The following is a 19294-nucleotide window of genomic DNA, read 5'->3' as shown; positions in this document are numbered from 1 at the left end:
AAAAGCATTAAACCCGGCAATTTAGCCGGGTTTAGCGTCAGATCCTAAATCTTTACTTAGCGCTGACGGAACACAATACGACCTTTTGTTAAGTCGTACGGGGTTAGCTCTACGGTTACCTTGTCGCCGGTTAAAATACGGATATAATTTTTACGCATTTTACCTGAAATATGAGCGATAACGACATGGCCGTTTTCCAGTTCAACTTTGAACATGGTATTTGGCAGGGTATCCAAAATGGTACCTTGCATTTCAATTACGTCTTCCTTCGCCATTCAGCGTACTTGCCTCTTAAAATTGGGTGAACCATAAAAAACTGCGCAGATTGTGCCGAAATCGCCGGCATAAGTAAAGCGACAAGCGCTTTTTTAGCCAAATGAGCACCATTCTCCGTTGATAAAACGTTGTTGTGGTAAAAAACCGGCTTTATAAGCCATCTTCTGACAGCTATCAATTTGATATCCCAGATACAGCCATTGCTTGTTATCGCGTGCAGCACACTGCAGAAGGTAAAGAATTGCCAGGATCCCCGGAGAAAAACTGGCTGTATTCATATTAAAAAATGTGTAAACAGCGGAATAGGCGTCTTTTATTTCGTCTACAACTGTCACGGCAACCAGCTGTTGTTGGTAATATTGCTCCAGAAAGCTAACTTGTAACCACGAACAGTTCACCATTGCATCTAACTGATCCCGGGAAGGTGGGTACATACTGCCATCATGGTGCTTGTGATTAATGTAATCAGAAAATAATGGAAAATAATCAACGGATGGAGCAGCTGTCAGTTGGTAACGCCACTGGTTGTTGTTGGCCCTGTTAAGGATCCGGCGTTGGCTGCGACTATATTTAACTGCGACAGGGTTAATGCGGACTGACTGACAAGCTTTGCATGCAGCACAGTAAGGTGTGTAGACCTGATCGCCGCTACGGCGAAAATTCAGTTGCAACAACTGCTGATATAGAGCCGCATCGACTGGTTGTTCCGGCAGCAAAAATACCAGTTGCTCCTGTTGTTGTGGCAAATAACTACATTGGGCCGGAGCTGTAAGACCAAACTTCAGTTCATGCATCAGCGATATCCTGCGCGATGGTGCCAGCTTGCCAGTGTGATTTGACCACAGCTTTATGCTTTAACTGTTGTAGCAAGCTGGTATATTCTTCGCGGGGAATGGACTGCACGCCCATCTGCTGCAGAAATGGGTTTGGAAGCTGACAATCTATCCAGCCTTCAGCTACTGTTTTTAAATGATATTGCAGTACGACTAAAGCGATTTTTGCCGTATCTGGTAATAGATTAAACATAGACTCGCCGCAAAACAGCTGGCCGATCATCACACCATACAAGCCACCGACCAGCTTATCCTGCTGCCAGACCTCAATACTGTGAGCATAACCCAGATGGTGCAGTTGCAAATAGGCCTGCTGCATCTGGGGCAGTATCCAGGTACCTGGTTGTCTGGCTCTGGGGGCGGCACAATGTTTTGTCACTGCAGCAAAAGCAGTATTAACGCTGAAATGCAGCTTGTAGCGTCTTACCTGCTTTTTAAGTGTACGGTTTAAGGTTAGCGTATCGGGTGGAAAAATTGCACGTACAGAAGGGCTCCACCAGAGTAGCGGGTCTCCTTCGCTAAACCAGGGAAAAATACCGCTTGAATATGCGCTGATAAGCCGCTCGGCAGATAAGTCTCCGCCCATTGCCAGTAAACCGTCCGGCTCAGTCAGGGCATGATGCAGCTTCGGAAAACTGACATCATGCTTGCTCAGTTCTGGCAGATATATAGCCAAAACGATTACTTGTTCAGGGCGTCCAGATAGCGCTCCGCATCCAGCGCCGCCATACAACCTGTACCTGCTGATGTAATAGCCTGACGGTATATATGATCAGATACATCCCCGGCAGCGAACACACCTGGTATGCTGGTCTGTGTTGCGTTACCTTCAGTTCCACTGTGCACTTTCAGGTAACCACCGTTCATATCCAGTTGGCCTTTAAAAATATCGGTATTGGGTTGATGACCGATAGCGATGAATACGCCTTGCAGTGCCAGTTGTTCTTCGGCTTCACCTTTAGTAGATTTAAGGCGGACACCGGTAACACCCATTTCGTCACCTAACACTTCATCCAGTTCACGGTGCGTGTGCAGTACGATGTTGCCGCTTGCTACTTTAGCCATCAAGCGGTCAACCAGTATTTTTTCTGCCTTGAAGCTGTCACGGCGATGAACCAGATGCACTTCTGCAGCAATATTTGATAGATACAGTGCTTCTTCTACAGCGGTATTACCCCCACCGACAACAGCGACCTTCTGGTTGCGGTAAAAAAATCCATCACAGGTGGCACAGGCTGATACACCGCGGCCACTGTATGCCTGCTCAGATGGTAAACCAAGATATTTCGCTGACGCGCCGGTACAAATAATCAACGCATCACAGGTATAGGTGCCATTGTCACCCGTCAGCGTGAAGGGCTTTTGCTTAAGATCTACCGTATGGATATGGTCAAATACAATTTCTGTATTAAATGTTTCTGCATGTTCACGCATGCGATCCATCAATGCTGGTCCGGTTAATCCATGCGCATCACCTGGCCAGTTCTCGACTTCTGTAGTGGTTGTCAACTGACCACCTTGTTGCATACCAGTGATAAGTACTGGATTCAGGTTGGCGCGGGCTGCATATACAGCCGCAGTATAACCAGCCGGGCCTGAACCTAGAATAAGCAGGCGGCTGTGTTTGACATCAGACATGAATTTCTCCGAAAACAACTTAATTAAACCGGGTAATGGCGACGATTCTAAAAGAATGCAACCCTAAGAGAAAGTACCGCGGTATATTTAATGCGTTAACCGCTGTAAAGCGATAATGGCTATGCTATGTTTAGGCAGCTAAGCATTGTCAGATATTACTCAATTCCAACGACTTTTTATGACGAGGTTGTTTTGCTCTACCTGAAGATAAGGACGGTTTTCACGGTACGCTTTATTCTTTTACTGGTGTTTTGCGCCTGTGTTAGCGCTGAAGAACGTTTTAACCGGCTTGGTGTTGATGACGGTTTGCCTAATGCCACTATTTACAGTGTTCAGCAAGACAAATCGGGGTATTTATGGCTGGGTTCAACCAACTCGGGTTTATTGCGATTTGATGGCTATCGGTTTGACGAATTTGCGGTATTAACATCAGCGGAGTTGCAGCAGAATCATACACCTGATGTCGGAGTGGTGCTGATTGATAAGCATGACAACATCTGGGCGGGGACCTGGGGACTGGGTCTCTCAAGGCTGGATGCCGGCACACAGACTTTGCATCGATATACTGAGGCTCATGGCCTGGCTGGTAATCAAATTCAGGCCTTGATGCTGGACGCTCAGCATCGTTTGTGGGTCGGAACCACATCCGGTTTAAGCCGGATTAATGCTGATGATAGTATTGATAATATTGGTGGTAACACTGAGCAGACCATGCTTGCCGATCAGCGTATCTGGAGCCTGGCGCAGACAGACGATGGCACCGTTTGGATTGGAACGTCGGCCGGGTTACACAGTTGGCGTGAAGATAAGGGCTTAAGCCCGGTTATAGCGCTGGTTAGCGATGCAGACAGCCTGAGCAGAAAGAATGAGATCAGGGCTTTGGCGGTTTGGCAACATAAGCTCTGGGTCGGTAGCCGGCAAGGCTTATTTCGTTATGAATCTGAAAAGCAGCATTTTATTGCCCAGCCTCTTGCGCAGGCTGAACCGCTTGTTAATGTGTTATTTGCCGACAACAGTGAGCATCAGTTACTGATCGGCAGTTACAATGGTTTATACAGGTTAATACCCGGTGCTGTGGGTACTACTGATGCTGAACAACACCTGTCACATGTTAACGTAAGAAGCCTAATGCGGGATCGTTCGGGCGTATTGTGGCTGGGCTCACGAGAGAGCGGACTGTATCGTAATGTTGTATCCAGTGAGGCTTTTTCTGATATAGGCAGTATTTCTCCCGCGTTGTCTGAACAAGAACCTTTCTCTGTAACGGCAATTTTAAAGCAACAGCATACAGTATGGCTGGGTAGTACTGATGCGCTCTACCGTATACAGCGCAGCGATGGTCAATATACACGGCTGGCCCTTAATACCAGGATTAATGCTATAGCAGCCGATAGCAGTGGTCAGGTTTATATTGCAACAGATACCGGCTTGTATCGTTTTACGGACGGTACTACAGAAAAAATAGATATGCCTTTTGATCTGACGAATGTATCAAACCGCAATGTACGTGCTTTATATATCGATGTAACAGACACTTTATATCTGGGAATGTGGGGGGAAGGCGTTATAGCCTGGCAACCGAGAGAAAATCGGGTGCAGCATTGGTTAGTAGAGTTGTCACAGACGTCGGTTGGCAATACGGTACAGCAAGTGTTTGTAGGTACTGACCGCCAGTTGTGGGTTGCTACCCGTTACAGCGGTTTATTTCAGATTGACCTGCCAAGCGGCAAAATACAGCAATACAGCACTGCGGCAAACTCGGCAATAACACTGCAACACAATAATGTGCAATGCGTCAGCGAACAGGCAGGCATACTGGCGATATGCAGCAGAGACGGCTTAATACTCTATAACCGTATTAGCGCTGAAGAGAAACTGTTGGGGCGTGAAAACGGGTTACCTTCCGAAATAGTGCTGGGTGTTTTGCAACAAAACCAGCAACTCTGGGTTATGACGGCCAAAGGGCTGGCGCACCGGTTATCTGAGCAGCAACGCTTTTCCAACTATAACAGTCGGGACGGTATGGTCAGTACCGAACTTAATACTAATTCGGTTTATGCAGATGACGGTCAAATACTCTTTGGCTCCATGGGTGGGCTGGTTGTTGTTGAACCTGAATTATTAAAAGCAAACGTTTATGTACCGGCACCAACTTTATCCGCAGTCGTGATAGATCATCAGGAACTGCAACTGAAACCTCATGGTCAGCCCTGGGGGGTGATTAAGCTGTCACCAGAAAACCATACTGTTAATTTCGAATTCAGCGCTTTGGATTATCAGGATCCGCAGCGCAATCAGTTTCATTATAAATTGGAAGGTATCAACTCAGAATGGATACTCGCCGGAGCCAGAAACAGCGCATTTTATGCGAATTTACCGGTTGGTAGTTATCCATTGTGGCTAAAGGCATCTAACAACCATGGTGTTTTTAGTGAGCCCCGGGTTGTTGCGACGCTGCAGATATTGCCGCATTGGTGGCAACAGAGTTGGGTACAGTACTCCGCTATTGCTATTGCCAGTTTGTTTTTGTGGTTAATGCATATCTACCGTCTGAGGCATATCAGACAGGTTAACCGGCTGCTGCAATCTGCGGTTGACAGTAAAGCTAAATCCCAACTGGTTTTGGAAACTCGTGTTGCCGAGCGCACCCGGGCGCTGGAGGAGAGTTCTGTGACATTGTCTCTGCGCACCAAACAATTAGAGCGTAGTCTCGAAGAGCAAGCCCGGGTTAACAAAGAGTTAAAGCGTCTGGATAAGCTGAAAGACGAATTTATTGCAACGGTAAGCCATGAACTCAGAACGCCTTTAACGGCTATTCGCGGTGCGGTAGGCTTATTAGCACAAAACGTTGTAACACCGGATAATCCGGTGTATGGCGAAATGCTGCACACAGCTCAGGCAAACAGTGAAAGGCTGGCGCATCTGATTAATGACTTACTCGATCTGCAGAAGTTTGCTGCCGGTACTTTTACATTAAGCATGAATAAGCTGGATTTACTGGAATTGGCACATCAGGCTGTTCAGGTGATGCAGCCTTATGCCAAGCGCTTTCAGGTAGAATTGACTCTGGATGCTGTCAGTCCTGACAGTTATAGCGTAAACGCTGATGCGTTACGTTTACGCCAGGTTATCGACAATCTTGTTTCTAACGCAATAAAGTTCTCACCTGCGGGGGCAATGGTAATTGTCCGTTTAAGCACCACAGATAAAGACGTACTGCTTGAGGTAGAGGATCATGGTTGTGGTATTCCCGAGTTATTTCAGTCCCATATTTTTGAAAAATTTTCCCAGGCAGATAGTTCAGATAGCAGAACCCGTGAGGGGACAGGGCTGGGGTTGGCTATCTGCAAAAAAATTATTGAAAATCATTATGGCGATATCGGTTTTACCTCGGCTGTCGGACAGGGCACTACTTTCTGGTTCAAATTGCAACGAGCCTGACAGTTACCATTCTATATATTAACACCAGTAATTATTCGTTACTTTCACTTTGCCTTGTACCTGAAAAACCTATTTTGTTTCTGATAGTTATATTTAATTGTTAGCTTTTGACAATCTCATACATTTGTAACGCATTTATAATATATTTGTAATGGATGTATGCTCTGCGGTTGGTTATTTTTTCAGCGTCAGGACGCGTCATGTACAACAGGGACCTAAATAATTAACCAAGGGTACTATGATGAAAAAAATCACTACTACAAAGATGCTGACAGCTTTGTCGGCAGGTTGTTTCGCGTTAAGCCTTACTTCAGTTGCTGTGGCCGCAGGAATTCAAAAAGCAGAACCCGCGCAGAACTTGTCTGAGTTGTCTGACGATACTACCAGTCGTTACATCATTAAATATAAAGATCAGGTCGCTTTGTCCGCAGACAGTAATAGCGCCGGTATTGCTGCTTTTTCAGTTGCAAGGGCGCAGCAAGCGTTGCAAAAAGCCAATGTTACCGCTTTGTCTCATCTGGACTTCATCAACGCCAGTGTGGCGGAGTTGACCCCTAAACAGCGCAAAGCGCTGGAAAGCGACCCTACAGTTGCCTACGTAGAAGAAGATTCTAAACGTTATATCATGGATGTCATTACGCCAATGGCTCAAACGACACCTTATGGTATTAGCATGGTTCAGGCTGATCAGGTTAGTGACAGCAGTGCGGGTAACACAAAAGTGTGTGTAATTGATACCGGCTTTGATGCCGATCATGAAGATTTACAGGGCTCAGGCGTCACCGGCTATGCATTCTCGGGCCATGGTACCTGGTACACTGATGGTAATGGTCATGGTACTCATGTTGCCGGTACTATGGTGGCATTAAATAACAATAACGGTGTGGTCGGTGTCATCGGCTCAGGCCAGGCTGGTGTGCATATTGTCAAAATCTTTAACAACTCAGGTAACTGGACCACTGCATCTAATTTAATTACGGCGATTCAGTCATGTAAAGATGCCGGTGCCAAAGTCGTTAATATGAGTCTTGGTGGTGGGTCGTCTAACCAGACAGAAAACAACGCTATGACTAACTTTTATAATGGTGGCATGCTGTTGGTTGCGGCCGCGGGTAATGACGGCAACACCAGCTTCTCCTATCCTGCGTCATATAATTCAGTGGTTTCAGTTGCGGCAGTGAATTCAAGCGGCTCTTTAGCCAGCTTCTCGCAGCGTAACTCACAGGTGGAAATTGCAGGACCGGGTGTCAGTGTTAACTCTACCTGGAATAACGGTGGCTATAACAGCATTAGCGGTACCTCGATGGCATCACCTCATGTCGCGGGCGTTGCCGCTTTGGTATGGAGTAATCACCCGCAGTGTACAGCGGCCCAAATCCGTAGCGCGTTAAATGCGACGGCAGAAGACCGTGGTTCCGCAGGCCGCGATACTTCATATGGCTGGGGTATCGTCAAAGCTAAAGCTGCTCATGATTATTTAACCAACAATGGTTGTGATGGCTCTGGCGGTGACGGTGGTACTCCCCCAGACGGTGGCGCATCTTTCCCTAATCTGTCCGCAAGTACTGGCCAATGGCTAAGAGGCAGCTATCAGATCCCATCAGGCGTGTCGTCAGTGACTTTCCAGATCTCCGGTGGCACCGGTGACGCGGATTTATATGTCCGTTATGGCAGCCAGCCAAGTACCACTGCTTATGATTGCCGGCCATACCTGAATGGTAATAACGAGGTGTGTACAATTAACAATCCGCAATCGGGAACCTGGCATGTTGGTATCCGTGCTTATTCCGCATTCAGTGGTGTAACGTTCAGTTATCAGTACTAACAGAGAAGGCCGGCGTTGTCCGGCCTTTTTATTAACTGAGCACGTAAAAATACACAGAAAAAAAATGGCATACGCTGCCTGCCAGTACAAACAGATGCCAGATAGCATGGTGCAGGAATAATCGTTTCCAGATATAAAAAATCACGCCGAAAGAGTAGCTTAGCCCACCAGCGAGTAACAGCAGTAAGCCACCGGTTGCCACGTTATTTAACATAGGTTGAATAGCGACTATTACCAGCCAACCCATGCCTAAATATAACGCCAGCGATAACTTTTTATACTTCAGTTTAGTTGCCAGTTCGATAAATACCCCTGCCAGAGCAATAGTCCAGATCAGAATAAATAACGGTAAACCCCAGCTGTCACGTAAGTTAATCAGCGTAAAAGGGGTATAAGTGCCCGCTATAAGAATAAAGATCGCCGCGTGATCTAACTGTCGCAGTTTATGTTTGAGGCCAAGATGCGAAACCGCATGATAGAGGGTTGAGCTGCTATAAAGCAGGATCAGGCTACAGCCATAAACCAGGCTACTGATGAAATACCGGCTGTCATCACTGGGCAGCGCCAGCTGTAACATCAGGATAAGGCCGACAACACTCAGAATGGCACCGATACCGTGACTTAAAGCATGACAAAGTTCTTCGAGCGGTGAGTAAGGCGTCGCAGTCATTATCGTTCCGTCAGAGTCTGTGTAGCCGTTATCTTAGCATGGCAGGCTTAATTACCAAGCTGTCACTACAGGCAATTAGTGGTTAGAATGCACTTTTTTCCGGAGTTGATATGCCGTCATCCAAACAACCGTTGCTTATCATTGTCGGTTATGTCTGGCCTGAACCAAACTCATCTGCTGCAGGTTATCGTATGTTGAGTTTAATTCAGCTTTTTATTGCAAAGGGCTGGCAGGTCATCTTTGCCAGCGCAGCAGAGCTTAGCCCGCACCGTTTTATGCTGAGTACCATAGGGGTGAGCGAGCACCTTATTAGTCTGAATGACAGCAGCTTTGACCAGTGGATTTCAGCGCTGGCTCCAGATGCTGTTATGTTTGATCGTTTTATGTTGGAAGAGCAGTTTGGTTGGCGGGTTGAGCAGGCATGCCCTGCAGCTATCCGTATTTTGGATATGGAGGATTGCCATGCGCTGCGTGATGCACGTCAGCGCAGTTTTCAGCGCGGTGTTGCTGTCGATGCACTGGCGTTGAATTCTGAGCTGGCAATGCGGGAAATCGCAGCGATTTACCGCTGCGATCTGACACTTGTTATTTCCGAATATGAAATACAGCTGTTACAACAGCATTATGCCGTACCGGCCATGTTGCTTTGCTACTGCCCCTTTTTGTTATCCGATACCCAAAGCAAAACTTCGCCTGATTTTAATCAGCGTCAGCATTTTATTACTATCGGCAATTTTCGCCATGCGCCAAACTGGCATGCAGTGTTGTGGCTGCAACAGGATATCTGGCCAAAGATCCGGCACAAACTACCGGATGCTGAGTTGCATATTTATGGTGCTTATCCGCCGCCCAAAGCAACAGCATTGCACAATACCCGGCAAGGCTTTCTGATTAAAGGCTGGGCGGCAGATGTTGCTGATGTGATGCAACAGGCCAGAGTCTGTCTGGCGCCATTGGCTTTTGGCGCTGGCTTGAAAGGCAAGCTGTTGGATGCCATGCGCTTTGGCACGCCCAGTGTGACTACGGATATTGGTGCAGAAGGTATGGTGACACAGAATGGTTGGCCGGGGATGATAGCCAACAACAGTGAAGCCATCGCAGAGGCAGCGGTAGCGCTTTACCAACAGCCTGAATGCTGGCAGCAGGCGCAGCAGTGCGGTTTTACTACGCTTGATGCCAGGTTTAGTCTGACACGGCATGAAACGAGAATATGGCAACAGCTGACCAGTATTCAGCAGAATTTAGCACGGCACCGGCAGCATAACTTCACCGGCTTGATGTTAAAACATCATGCTTTTCGCAGTACCAAGTTTATGGGGCAGTGGATTGAGGCAAAAACGCGTCTGGCTGCGTTAACACAGCCAGACTGACGTTTTATCAGCGGGTGCCTCTTGGAGGGCGCTGGCCTGCACCGATACGCTGGTTCCAAAGTGCTGCAGCTGACTGACCATTGCCAGAAGCGGCTTTTTTGGTCTTCTTAGCCGGTTTGGCAGCTGGTTTTTCTGCTGCTTTGGCTGGCGCTTTAGGGGCGGCAGCTTTCTTCTCAGCAGCAGGTTTAGCTTTGTCGGCACTGTAACTGGCGCCCAGTTCTGCTAATTCCGCCAGGCGGATATTTTTACCGCCGTCTACGCTGAACCAGCCTGGTTTTTGCTCCAGTTGTGGGGCCTTGCCAAAAGCGGCTTTGTAGGCTGCTGTAAAATCGGCAACAACCTGATCTTTATCCAATTTAGTCATACGGATCCTTAACAGACATTATTTGTGCATGTAGCTCGCTATTTATACAACATTTTGCCGTGATTAGACAAATATGCTTGTTTTTTTGTCTGTTGCAGTACAATAACCGGCAAGAACGCTAACAGGAATACAGAAGAATGATCGAACGCACGCAGTTAGTCAGTTTTATCAATGCAGAGCTGCAGAGTGATAAAATTCGTGACTATTGCCCGAACGGGTTGCAGGTCGAAGGAACAAACACTGTCCGTAAAATCGTTACCGGGGTAACAGCCAGCCAGGCTTTGCTCGATGCCGCTGTTGCAGCAGGCGCCGACACAGTGTTGGTGCATCATGGTTATTTCTGGAAAAACGAACCAGCATCGATAACCGGGATTAAAAAAGCACGGTTACAAACTTTGCTACGCAACGATATCAACCTGCTGGCTTATCACTTACCACTGGATGTTCACCCCAGTCTTGGCAACAATGCACGCCTGGGTGCATTACTGGAAGCGGATAATATCGGTGCGGTAACGTCAGTTGAACCGGTTGGGGTTCTGATGCAAGGGCAGTTCAAGCAAAGTGTTGCACTTTTCGATATTGCGGCCAGATTAAAACAGGCACTGGGCCGTGACTTGCTGGTGCATGATGCGGGTGTCGGCAATGTGAACCGGCTTGCCTGGTGTACCGGCGGCGGTCAGGGGTACATTGAGCAGGCAGCTGAAGCCGGCGCTCAGCTGTTTATCAGTGGTGAGGTGTCAGAGCAAACTATCCATTTGTCGCGCGAGCTTGGTATTCACTTTATCGCAGCGGGCCATCACGCGACGGAGCGCTATGGCGTGAAAGCGCTGGGCGAGTATATCGCCAGCAACTTTGATGTAGATGTCCAATTTATAGATATTGATAACCCGGCATGAAAACAAAATCAGATCGCAGTTTTGACGGCATAGCGGCAAAGTTTCAGCACAATATTTATAACAGTACCAAAGGTAAACTGAGGCAATCCGTACTGCTGCGTGATTTGGCTGAATTAGATATTTTACGCCAACCAACACAGATACTGGATGTCGGCGCGGGGCAGGGGCAGCTGTCGCTGGCACTGGCTGAACGAGGCCACAGCGTGCATCTGACTGATATCTCAGCCGATATGTTGCAGATAGCCCAGCAGCAAGCACAGCAGCAACAGCTGGCTAATGTTAGTTTTGAGCAGATTGGCCTGGCTGAACTTGCCAGATCATATCAACAGCGTTATCCACTGATACTGTGTCATGCCATGCTGGAGTGGCTGGCAGAGCCAGAGCAGGCCATTTTGCAGCTAAAACGGTTGCTGGCACCTGGTGGGATATTATCACTGATGTTCTATAACAAAGACGCCAAACGCTTTGGCAATATTTTGTTTGGTAATTTTGATTATGTCGCAGCCGATTTCCAGGTTAAAAAGAAAGTCAGTCTGAATCCGCAACAGCCACTCGTTCCGACGGATGTCGAAAAGTGGTGTCAACAGGCCGGTTTTAGACTGTTGCAAAAAACCGGCGTTCGTTGTTTTCATGACTATCTGCGCGACAGGGCGTTGCAACAAAGCCATTTTGAACAGCTACTGGCGCTTGAGCTGCAATATAACCGCATGGAGCCTTATGCATCGCTAGGGCGGTATCAGCACTTATTACTTAGGGTTGATGCTTAATCAAACTCAAATTTGTAAAGCAGGTCTACCGCGTTATCCAGTCCGGAAACCGCTTCCAGATACAAGCGGCGCATCAGGCGGTAACGCAGCGTAAATTCGCCAACCGCATTGAAAATACCGTAGCCGTATTTTAGCTGCAGATCACGTGACAGGTAGCCACTGACTGTCACCTGAGAGTTATCACCGCTGCCAGCGGTATCCAGTGTCAGGTCTTGTAAACCAAAGGCTTCGCCGATTTCACCAACTGCCTTACTGCTAGAGGCCAATGTCATGCCAAGTAAGCTGGTGGTTACCGCGTTACCGGTGTTGCCACTGCCGCTGTCTAAATCGCGCCCCATAATCAGATAAGACAAGGCATTGGCCTGCGCTTTTGCCGGTTCTGAGAAAATACTGACTTGTGGCTCATCTGCCGGGCCGGTTACCCGGATCCCGGCAATAACATCATCTTCCATATTGTCCGGATTGCGTATCGCTTCGATATTCAAAAATGGCTGATCGGCAGGGCCATTGAAGTTCATTTTGCCTTTACGGATCAGTAAGTCCTGGCCATAGGCGCGGAATGTTCCATCCCGCAGACTAACATCGCCATTTAACAGCAGCGGGCGACCGGGTTGCTGGCGTACCCGCAGCTTACCATTCAGCAGCGTTTTCAGACCGAAGGCTGACAACCGCACCCGGTTACCCAGCAGAACATTGATGTCTGTCTCAAAGATAAATACCGATTTTTCCTGCTGCGCAATAGGTTGTAGTTTCTCGTCAAGCAATATCAGATCGTCAGAGAGCTCTATCGCATTTTGTGGCAGGCTGTCGATGTTGATATTGGCCTGTGGGATTGTGACAGTGCCACTTAAGCGGGTAAGTGCCGGTGTGGCTTTTAGGGTCAGATCCGGTGCAACCAGTAAGCGGGCTTGCGGCACCTGCAGCCGCAGCTCATCGCCGGTAATATTAACCTGGGCCTGCCAGTCAGAAAGTTGCTGCCAGCTGGCATCACCGGACAGCTTTATTTCGCCTCGGGTTGTGGTGACCAGCCCTTGTAAACTGGCTGTCTGACCAGACAAGCTCAGTTTAATATCTGCGTCGTCTATATCAACCGGTGCCTGCTTACCTTTTACTCTGATATTGCTGATATCAATCTGGCCATTCAGCAACGGCTTATCAACACTGCCGGCGAGATCCAGCTCGCTGGACAGCTCTCCCTGCAGTTCACTGAACTCACCCAGTAAAGGCTGCAGTATGCTCAGAGCGAAGCGGGTCAATTTGATGTTACCTTCCAGCAACCTGTTATCACTTTGCAGCTGGCTGATATTGGTAGTCGCGTCTAAACGGGTTTCATCATTCAGAGCTAAGGTCAAACTGCTTTGCAATGTGTCGTCAGAAAGTTTGCTGTTAAGGTTAAGTTGCTGCCAGGCTACAGCGAGCGGCAATTCTGTTTGCTGCGTAAGCTCACCGTTATTGCTGTTAATACTCAGCATCGCCTTAGGTAGTTGTCCTTTCTGCCAGTCAGCTATTAGCCGGGCGTCAGCCATGCCTGATAGGGCAAGTTGATTTGGCATCAACGGTGTAAGGGCTGCCAAATCAAACTGCTCAATTTGCAGAGCGGCACTAAGCTTGTTGTTGCTCAGCTGCAGTGGTTCGTTAAAGCAAATACTACTGGCCTGTTGTTGCCAGCAGTGTGCTGCCATGTCAAATTGTTTGGCAGCGGGTTTAAACTGCATATTCACACTCTGGCGCAATTGCCAGCTTCCGAGCACACTGCTTAGCTGTGCTTTTTGTAACTCTCCTTGCCACAGTTGTCGCTGCTGCGACAGAGCTCCACTCAGTTGCAGCTCAGCCTGATGTTGCTTACTGTCGAGGCTTAGCCGCAGTTGGTGTTGTTGTTCATTACCGTCAAGATTAATCTGCACTTTTTGCAGCTGCTGTTTCTGGTAAACCATGTTGCTGGCTTCAAGTCCGACACTGGCATTGATTATCTGGTGAGTATCCAGCCAAACCGCAGTTTTGGCTGTTAGCTGTTCAAGTCGCAGATCCCGCCAGCGAATATTCGTCGCGCTGATATCGCCATTCAGTTCAGGCTGCTGTTGTGAGCCGGTGATGCGAAATTCACCTTTCATGCTGCCTGTGGCGTCCGGCACCGATTGTGCCAGTGCAGGAATGTCTGCCGTTAATGTCAGGTTCCAGTCTTGCTGCAGCGACCCTTTAACGGAAACCGAATTATCAGCATGTTTGATGCTCAGGCTTTCTGTGCTGATCCGGTAATCACCATCACCGGTCTTGTCCGCAAGGGTTAGCGCGCCATTAATATCCAGCGCGTAGTCACGTAAGTTTCCCTGTAGCGCTATGTCGGATATATCAACCAGCCAGCCCTGATCTGCGCTCATCTGCCCTTGGTTTTGCAGCACACCATTTAGTTTACCGCTGTATTCAGGCCAGAAAGTACCAGGCTGAATATCACGCAGCTTTACCTGTCCGCGCCAGTTAATTGTATCTTGCCAGTCCAGCGTGGCATTAAGGGCCAGCTGACCACCTAGCGTATCCAATAGCAAGTGTTCCAGTACTACACCGCTCAGACTAACAGTGCCACTGAACTCTGCGGCGGTATCAGGCATATCGGTGGCTTTGATACTGGTGTGGCCGTTGAAATGGCTGCGCGTCAGATCGCCTTCGAGTACCAAATTAGTGCGGGACAGCCGCAGTCGCGGCTGCTCTGTTGTCGCTGGCCACTGCAGCTGTTCGCTTTGCAGTTGCAATCGGTGTGGCAGAGCAGGCTGTAACAGATTTGCTGCCGCGTTTAGGGATGCGGTCACCGGGCCTGATGCATCGGCCTGTAACTGTATAGCCGACAAATCGCCTGACACTTTTAGCTGCAGGTGTTGTCCGCTAAACTCGCCGTCTGTCAGTTGTATCTGCAATTCGGCCTGCAGCGGATATGCATGCCCGGTGGTGAGCTTAGCACTGCCGTGCGCGCTAAGCTGTGAATGGCTGGCTTCAAGTTGAAGTATTTCAAGTTGTTGCTTTTGCCACTGCAGTGAGAAATGCAATGCATTTAACTGCTGTACAGTGTCTTGTCGCTTCAGCGTAAAATCAGTCAGTGTAAAACGATCAACAAACAGGCTAAGCGGTAAACTGAAATCGGTAAGCTCAGGGGGCTGATAGCTAAAGGCCTCGCCGGCTGCAGGCGCAGCAGCTTCGTTGTTATCCGGCATCAGCAGGGTAACCTGTTGCCAGGTTGGTTCGTTTAACTGCACTTTACTGCCCCAGGCTTCAATACCGGTACTAAAATGTTCCCACTCCAGCTTTGTGCCATCAACAATCACTGTACTATCGTTAATTACCAACTGGCTGACAGTTAAAGGAAATGGCAGCCAGATTGTCGCCGCGCCTTTATTATTTACGTCATCGGGTGCCGTCTCCGGCTGAGACAGTTTAAGTGTTACGCCCTGTAACAATAGCTTGTCGGCACAGACACTCAGGTTAAAAAAACAATTATTATTGACTTGCAGCTCTGCCTGCTTGGCGCTGAGCTGCACATTTCCCTGCTGATAACGAATATCGTGCAGTGTATTTCCGCCCAGCACACTACCTTGGCTATGCTCTATCTGTAAGCCTGGTACCCATTTCTGTGCCAGCCACAGAGAAAAATGCAGCCCCGGCGCTGTGTACAGTAACATCACTATTGCCAGTATCAGGCAAACTGATGGCAGCAGTATTGTCAGGTTCAACCATTTCAGGCTGTGTTTTGCGATACGTTTGCTGCGGTGCCAGCTCATAGTTCAGGCCCCAATGAAAAATGCAGCTGAAAGCCACTACCGCCACCGGGTTGATCCAAACCAAAGGCAAAGTCGAGCCGCACCGGGCCTACCGGTGATGCCCAGCGTACCCCCACGCCAACGCCCTGTACCCAGTCGGGAGTATCGTCCCAGGCACTGCCGTAGTCGGTGAAGGTTGCCAGCCACCAGTTGCCACTCACACGATATTGGTATTCAAGGCTACCGGTTAGCATATAGCGCCCGCCGGTGAGTTCGCCTTCATCGTTGCGGGGGCCAACAGTTTCATAACTGTAACCGCGGATACTATTGTCGCCCCCGGCAAAAAACCGCAAAGACGGCGGCAAGCTGCGCAACGTTTCCATCAAAATGGCACCGCCGTCTACCCGGGTAACAAAACGGTGATTATCGCCGGCGCTGCCAATCCAGCCAGCTCTGCCGCGCAGTCTGACAAAGCTGGCATCAGAGCCCCAGGCTTCGTCCGATACTTCAACTCTCAGCGATAGGCGGTTAGCCCAGTAGGGCATGGCACCGCCTTTTTGTCTGGTACGGTTGTAGCTGACCCCCGGCATAATCAGGCTGATGTTGTCGCGCTGATCTGCCTGCACGAAGTCTTCATACAGCCAGCGCACCGACACAGTGCGGTACCATTCATCGCTTAACAGCCAGTAACGCTCGAGTAGTAAGTTTGATTCGCGGCTGGCTGTATCTTCGTTATCACGGTTACGAAAACCAAGTTGTACCTGATAAAAATCAGTTGCGGCGGTTGTCAGTGGTAGCTTATATGCCGCTTCAACACTTTGCTCAATTTCAGATATCGCCATATCAGAGCGCAAACTGTGGCCTGCTTTATTCAGCCAGGGTTTGTGCCAATTGAGCTTTAACCGTGGACCGATATCCGTCGAGTAGCCGATACCTGTCTCAATAATATTGCGCCGTTCAGGCTCAAGGTTTACCTCTATCGGCAAGTGGTACTGGCTGATGTTTTCAACGTTGCCTTCTACCAGTATCGAACTGAACCAGCCACTGGCTGCCAGCGTCTGGTTCAGTTCGCCCAGTTTATTCACATGATAGGGGTCCTCTGGTGCAAAGGGTAGCATGGAGTAAAGTCGTTCAGTTTCTATCTGATTACCGTGAAAACTGACCTCGCCAAACTTATAACGAGTACCACTATCAAAGTGCAGATGAATGAAAGCCTTATTTAGTTCAGCTGCAACTTCAAGACGGCTTTCAGTAAAGCGCGCGTCAAAGTAGCCTTTACGCAGAGCAAGGTGGCGCAGTGCCTGTTTGAAACCGTCATACTGCCCCTGATGCAGAACTTTTCCGACAGCAGGTGCTTGCTGTTGCCGAAGCGCCAGGAACTCTTCATCGTTTGCGGCATCACCCAGCAGCTGAATATCTGCGGTGTCAATTCTGACCGGTTCACCCGCATTTACATGCAGCGTAATAGTGTGCGGTTGGTCGGCTGAGGCCTCTATCAAAACTTCACTGTGATAGTAGCCTAACGCTTCAAGGGCAGTACGTACTTCACGCTCCAGCTCAGAATGAAAGCTCAGGCCCGGTATGGCGTCATCTTCACGAAACTTTTGCAGGTAAATATCTACGTTGTCTTTTAAGGCACCTTTAATCCCAGTCACCTGTAACTTTAGCTTTGATTGCGCGCAAAGCGTAAAACTGGTTGTTAACATGGCAAACAGTGCCAAGCTGTTGAGCAGCCGGGGGATAGACATGAGTAATGCGGTGTCCTGACAAAACGAAATAAGAAATTAGAAAACGGCTCTATTATGGCTCAGACCACATGCTACTGTACACCGGCCAGCATAAATCGGCCCTGAACAGCAATGCAAATCAAGGCATACGCATTTATATCACGGAGGAAATTCAGTTATACTGGCCACACTAAACAGGTGGTGGCAAAACCATTGCAGGACAAGGCATAGAAATGAAAAATGTTGTGATAAGCGGCTCAGGTCTGTTTACGCCTGAAGAAACAATCAGCAATGAAGAGCTGGTGGCCAGCTATAACCAGTATGTAGACAACTTCAATGCTGAGCATGCCGATGCGATAGATGCAGGTACTGTGGATAAGCTTGAACATTCAAGCTGTGAGTTTATTGAAAAAGCATCGGGCATAAAATCCAGACATGTGCTGTATAAAACAGGCATTTTAGACCCTGCCATTATGCGTCCGGTGTTTGAACGCAGATCGGAAGAGCAGATCCCTGAAATGGTTGAAATGGCACTCAGTGCCGCCCGGGAGGCAATGGCTCAGGCAGGTAAAACCGCTGCAGATATAGATTTAATTATTTGCGCGGCGTCGAATATGCAGCGGCCTTACCCGGCACTGTCTATTGAACTGCAGCAACAATTGGGCGCACACGGTTATGCTTTTGACATGAACGTTGCCTGCTCATCTGCCACTTTTGCTATCAGCAATGCAGTGAATGCAATCAGAGGTGGTACAGCCCGGGTAGTGTTGGTGGTGAATCCTGAGTTTGCATCACCTCAAGTGAACTATCGTAGCCGCGACAGTCACTTTATTTTTGGCGACGTATGCACGGCAACTATTATCGAGGCAGAAGATACATGCAGCAGTGATAATGCCTGGCGCATTAACGGTATGCGGTTGAAAACGGAGTTCTCTAACAATATCCGCTGCGATGTAGGCTACACCGAGCATTGCCTGACACCAGACCCGTTAGTGCCGTTTTTCAAACAGCAGGGCCGCAAGGTGTTTAAGGAACTGCTGCCGATCGTTGCCGATGTGATTTTAACTGAGATGGCGGTGCAGCAGGTTGCGCCCGAGCAACTGAAGCGGCTGTGGCTGCATCAGGCAAACATCAATATGAATATCTTTGCTGCGAAGAAAATACTTGGCCGCGACCCTTTACCGGAAGAAGCGCCATTGGTGCTGGATTCTTATGCGAATACCGCCTCCGCAGGTTCTGTCATTGCATTTCATAAATATAAGCAAGGGTTGCAATCTGGCGACCATGCAATTTTATGCTCATTCGGAGCCGGTTATTCAGTGGGTTGTTTAGTGCTGCAAAAATGCTAAAGAGTGGAATGGAACGAAAAACAGGGCTATTAAGCCCTGTTTTTTTACGCTATACCCTAATTACTGAATTATGATCATAGGACACTGGCGAGGGTTGATAGCTGTCTGCGGCTTCATCATTTAGCCAGGTACCGCCGTTAACCAGATAGCGAAACTGGTATTCTTTGTCTTTTTCCAGATTCAATGTGGCAGTAAAGTCGCCACTTTTGCCTTTTTTCATCGGTAACGCCACCGGGTCCCAATCATTAAACTCGCCCAGCAGTGCAGCCTGTTCAATACTGTCCAGGCTGTTTGCCGGCAAGGTGAAGGTGACTTTGCACAACGGTTTTGTTTTCAGATATTGTTTACTGATACTCATAGCGGTTCCCTCAATACATTGATTTAAGTCGAAT

The 19294-nt window shown here is 48.5% G+C and carries 15 protein-coding genes; 6 read left to right on the top strand and 9 right to left on the bottom strand.

The window, feature by feature from the left end; translation table 11 throughout:
- Positions 1 to 56: 56 nt before the first annotated feature.
- The 4 genes from infA to trxB form a co-directional block, all read right to left on the bottom strand.
- Positions 57 to 275 carry a translation initiation factor IF-1 gene (gene infA, locus AC5SV9_RS02050; protein ID WP_008610216.1) on the bottom strand — a complete coding sequence of 73 codons (219 nt, stop codon included), beginning with the start codon at positions 273 to 275 and terminating at the stop codon, positions 57 to 59.
- 93 nt (positions 276 to 368) lie between these two features.
- Positions 369 to 1070 (bottom strand): arginyltransferase, encoded by a 702-nt coding sequence (locus AC5SV9_RS02045; RefSeq protein ID WP_475151586.1) that lies wholly within the window; start codon positions 1068 to 1070, stop codon positions 369 to 371.
- The gene (gene aat / locus AC5SV9_RS02040; protein WP_475151584.1) at positions 1063 to 1785 is read right to left on the bottom strand and encodes a leucyl/phenylalanyl-tRNA--protein transferase; all 723 of its coding nucleotides are present in this window, start codon (positions 1783 to 1785) and stop codon (positions 1063 to 1065) included. The genes AC5SV9_RS02045 and aat overlap by 8 nt, the downstream gene beginning before the upstream one ends.
- A gap of 5 nt (positions 1786 to 1790) precedes the next feature.
- Positions 1791 to 2747, bottom strand: coding sequence for a thioredoxin-disulfide reductase (gene trxB, locus AC5SV9_RS02035; protein ID WP_273021741.1), 957 nt, complete (start codon positions 2745 to 2747; stop codon positions 1791 to 1793).
- 126 nt (positions 2748 to 2873) lie between these two features.
- Between trxB and AC5SV9_RS02030 the strand changes: the two genes are divergently transcribed.
- On the top strand, positions 2874 to 6188 hold the full coding sequence (locus AC5SV9_RS02030; protein WP_475151580.1) for an ATP-binding protein: 3315 nt from the start codon (positions 2874 to 2876) through the stop codon (positions 6186 to 6188).
- Between the two features lie 238 nt (positions 6189 to 6426).
- Positions 6427 to 8013 (top strand): S8 family serine peptidase, encoded by a 1587-nt coding sequence (locus tag AC5SV9_RS02025; RefSeq protein ID WP_475151577.1) that lies wholly within the window; start codon positions 6427 to 6429, stop codon positions 8011 to 8013.
- A gap of 31 nt (positions 8014 to 8044) precedes the next feature.
- Here the strand turns inward: AC5SV9_RS02025 and trhA are convergent, their stop codons facing one another.
- On the bottom strand, positions 8045 to 8683 hold the full coding sequence (gene trhA, locus AC5SV9_RS02020) for a PAQR family membrane homeostasis protein TrhA (RefSeq protein ID WP_475151575.1): 639 nt from the start codon (positions 8681 to 8683) through the stop codon (positions 8045 to 8047).
- A 110-nt stretch (positions 8684 to 8793) separates the two neighbouring features.
- Between trhA and AC5SV9_RS02015 the strand changes: the two genes are divergently transcribed.
- Positions 8794 to 10053, top strand: a complete 1260-nt coding sequence (locus tag AC5SV9_RS02015; protein ID WP_475151573.1) for a glycosyltransferase — start codon at positions 8794 to 8796, stop codon at positions 10051 to 10053.
- Positions 10054 to 10060: 7 nt separating this feature from the next.
- Here the strand turns inward: AC5SV9_RS02015 and AC5SV9_RS02010 are convergent, their stop codons facing one another.
- On the bottom strand, positions 10061 to 10417 hold the full coding sequence (locus tag AC5SV9_RS02010; protein ID WP_475151571.1) for a hypothetical protein: 357 nt from the start codon (positions 10415 to 10417) through the stop codon (positions 10061 to 10063).
- A 137-nt stretch (positions 10418 to 10554) separates the two neighbouring features.
- Here AC5SV9_RS02010 and AC5SV9_RS02005 point away from each other — a divergent pair, with 137 nt between their 5' ends.
- On the top strand, positions 10555 to 11313 hold the full coding sequence (locus AC5SV9_RS02005; RefSeq protein WP_475151568.1) for a Nif3-like dinuclear metal center hexameric protein: 759 nt from the start codon (positions 10555 to 10557) through the stop codon (positions 11311 to 11313).
- Positions 11310 to 12080 (top strand): methyltransferase domain-containing protein, encoded by a 771-nt coding sequence (locus tag AC5SV9_RS02000; protein WP_475151567.1) that lies wholly within the window; start codon positions 11310 to 11312, stop codon positions 12078 to 12080. Before AC5SV9_RS02005 ends, AC5SV9_RS02000 begins: the two co-directional genes overlap by 4 nt.
- On the opposite strand, the gene tamB is transcribed toward AC5SV9_RS02000, so the two are convergent.
- Positions 12077 to 15847, bottom strand: coding sequence for an autotransporter assembly complex protein TamB (gene tamB / locus AC5SV9_RS01995; RefSeq protein WP_475151564.1), 3771 nt, complete (start codon positions 15845 to 15847; stop codon positions 12077 to 12079). The genes AC5SV9_RS02000 and tamB overlap by 4 nt on opposite strands.
- Positions 15844 to 17574: an autotransporter assembly complex protein TamA gene (tamA, locus tag AC5SV9_RS01990; protein WP_475151563.1), complete on the bottom strand. Its 1731-nt coding sequence runs from the start codon at positions 17572 to 17574 to the stop codon at positions 15844 to 15846. The genes tamB and tamA overlap by 4 nt, the downstream gene beginning before the upstream one ends.
- A 212-nt stretch (positions 17575 to 17786) precedes the next feature.
- Between tamA and AC5SV9_RS01985 the strand changes: the two genes are divergently transcribed.
- Positions 17787 to 18902 carry a beta-ketoacyl-ACP synthase III gene (locus AC5SV9_RS01985; protein ID WP_475151561.1) on the top strand — a complete coding sequence of 372 codons (1116 nt, stop codon included), beginning with the start codon at positions 17787 to 17789 and terminating at the stop codon, positions 18900 to 18902.
- A gap of 49 nt (positions 18903 to 18951) precedes the next feature.
- Here AC5SV9_RS01985 and AC5SV9_RS01980 read toward each other — a convergent pair whose 3' ends face one another.
- A complete protein-coding gene (locus AC5SV9_RS01980) occupies positions 18952 to 19260 on the bottom strand; it encodes an isoamylase early set domain-containing protein (RefSeq protein WP_475151558.1) in 309 nt (102 codons plus the stop codon).
- Positions 19261 to 19294: the final 34 nt, after the last annotated feature.

This window comes from Rheinheimera sp. ATLC3 (assembly GCF_059429535.1).
This window is presented reverse-complemented; position numbering and strand designations above follow the sequence as displayed.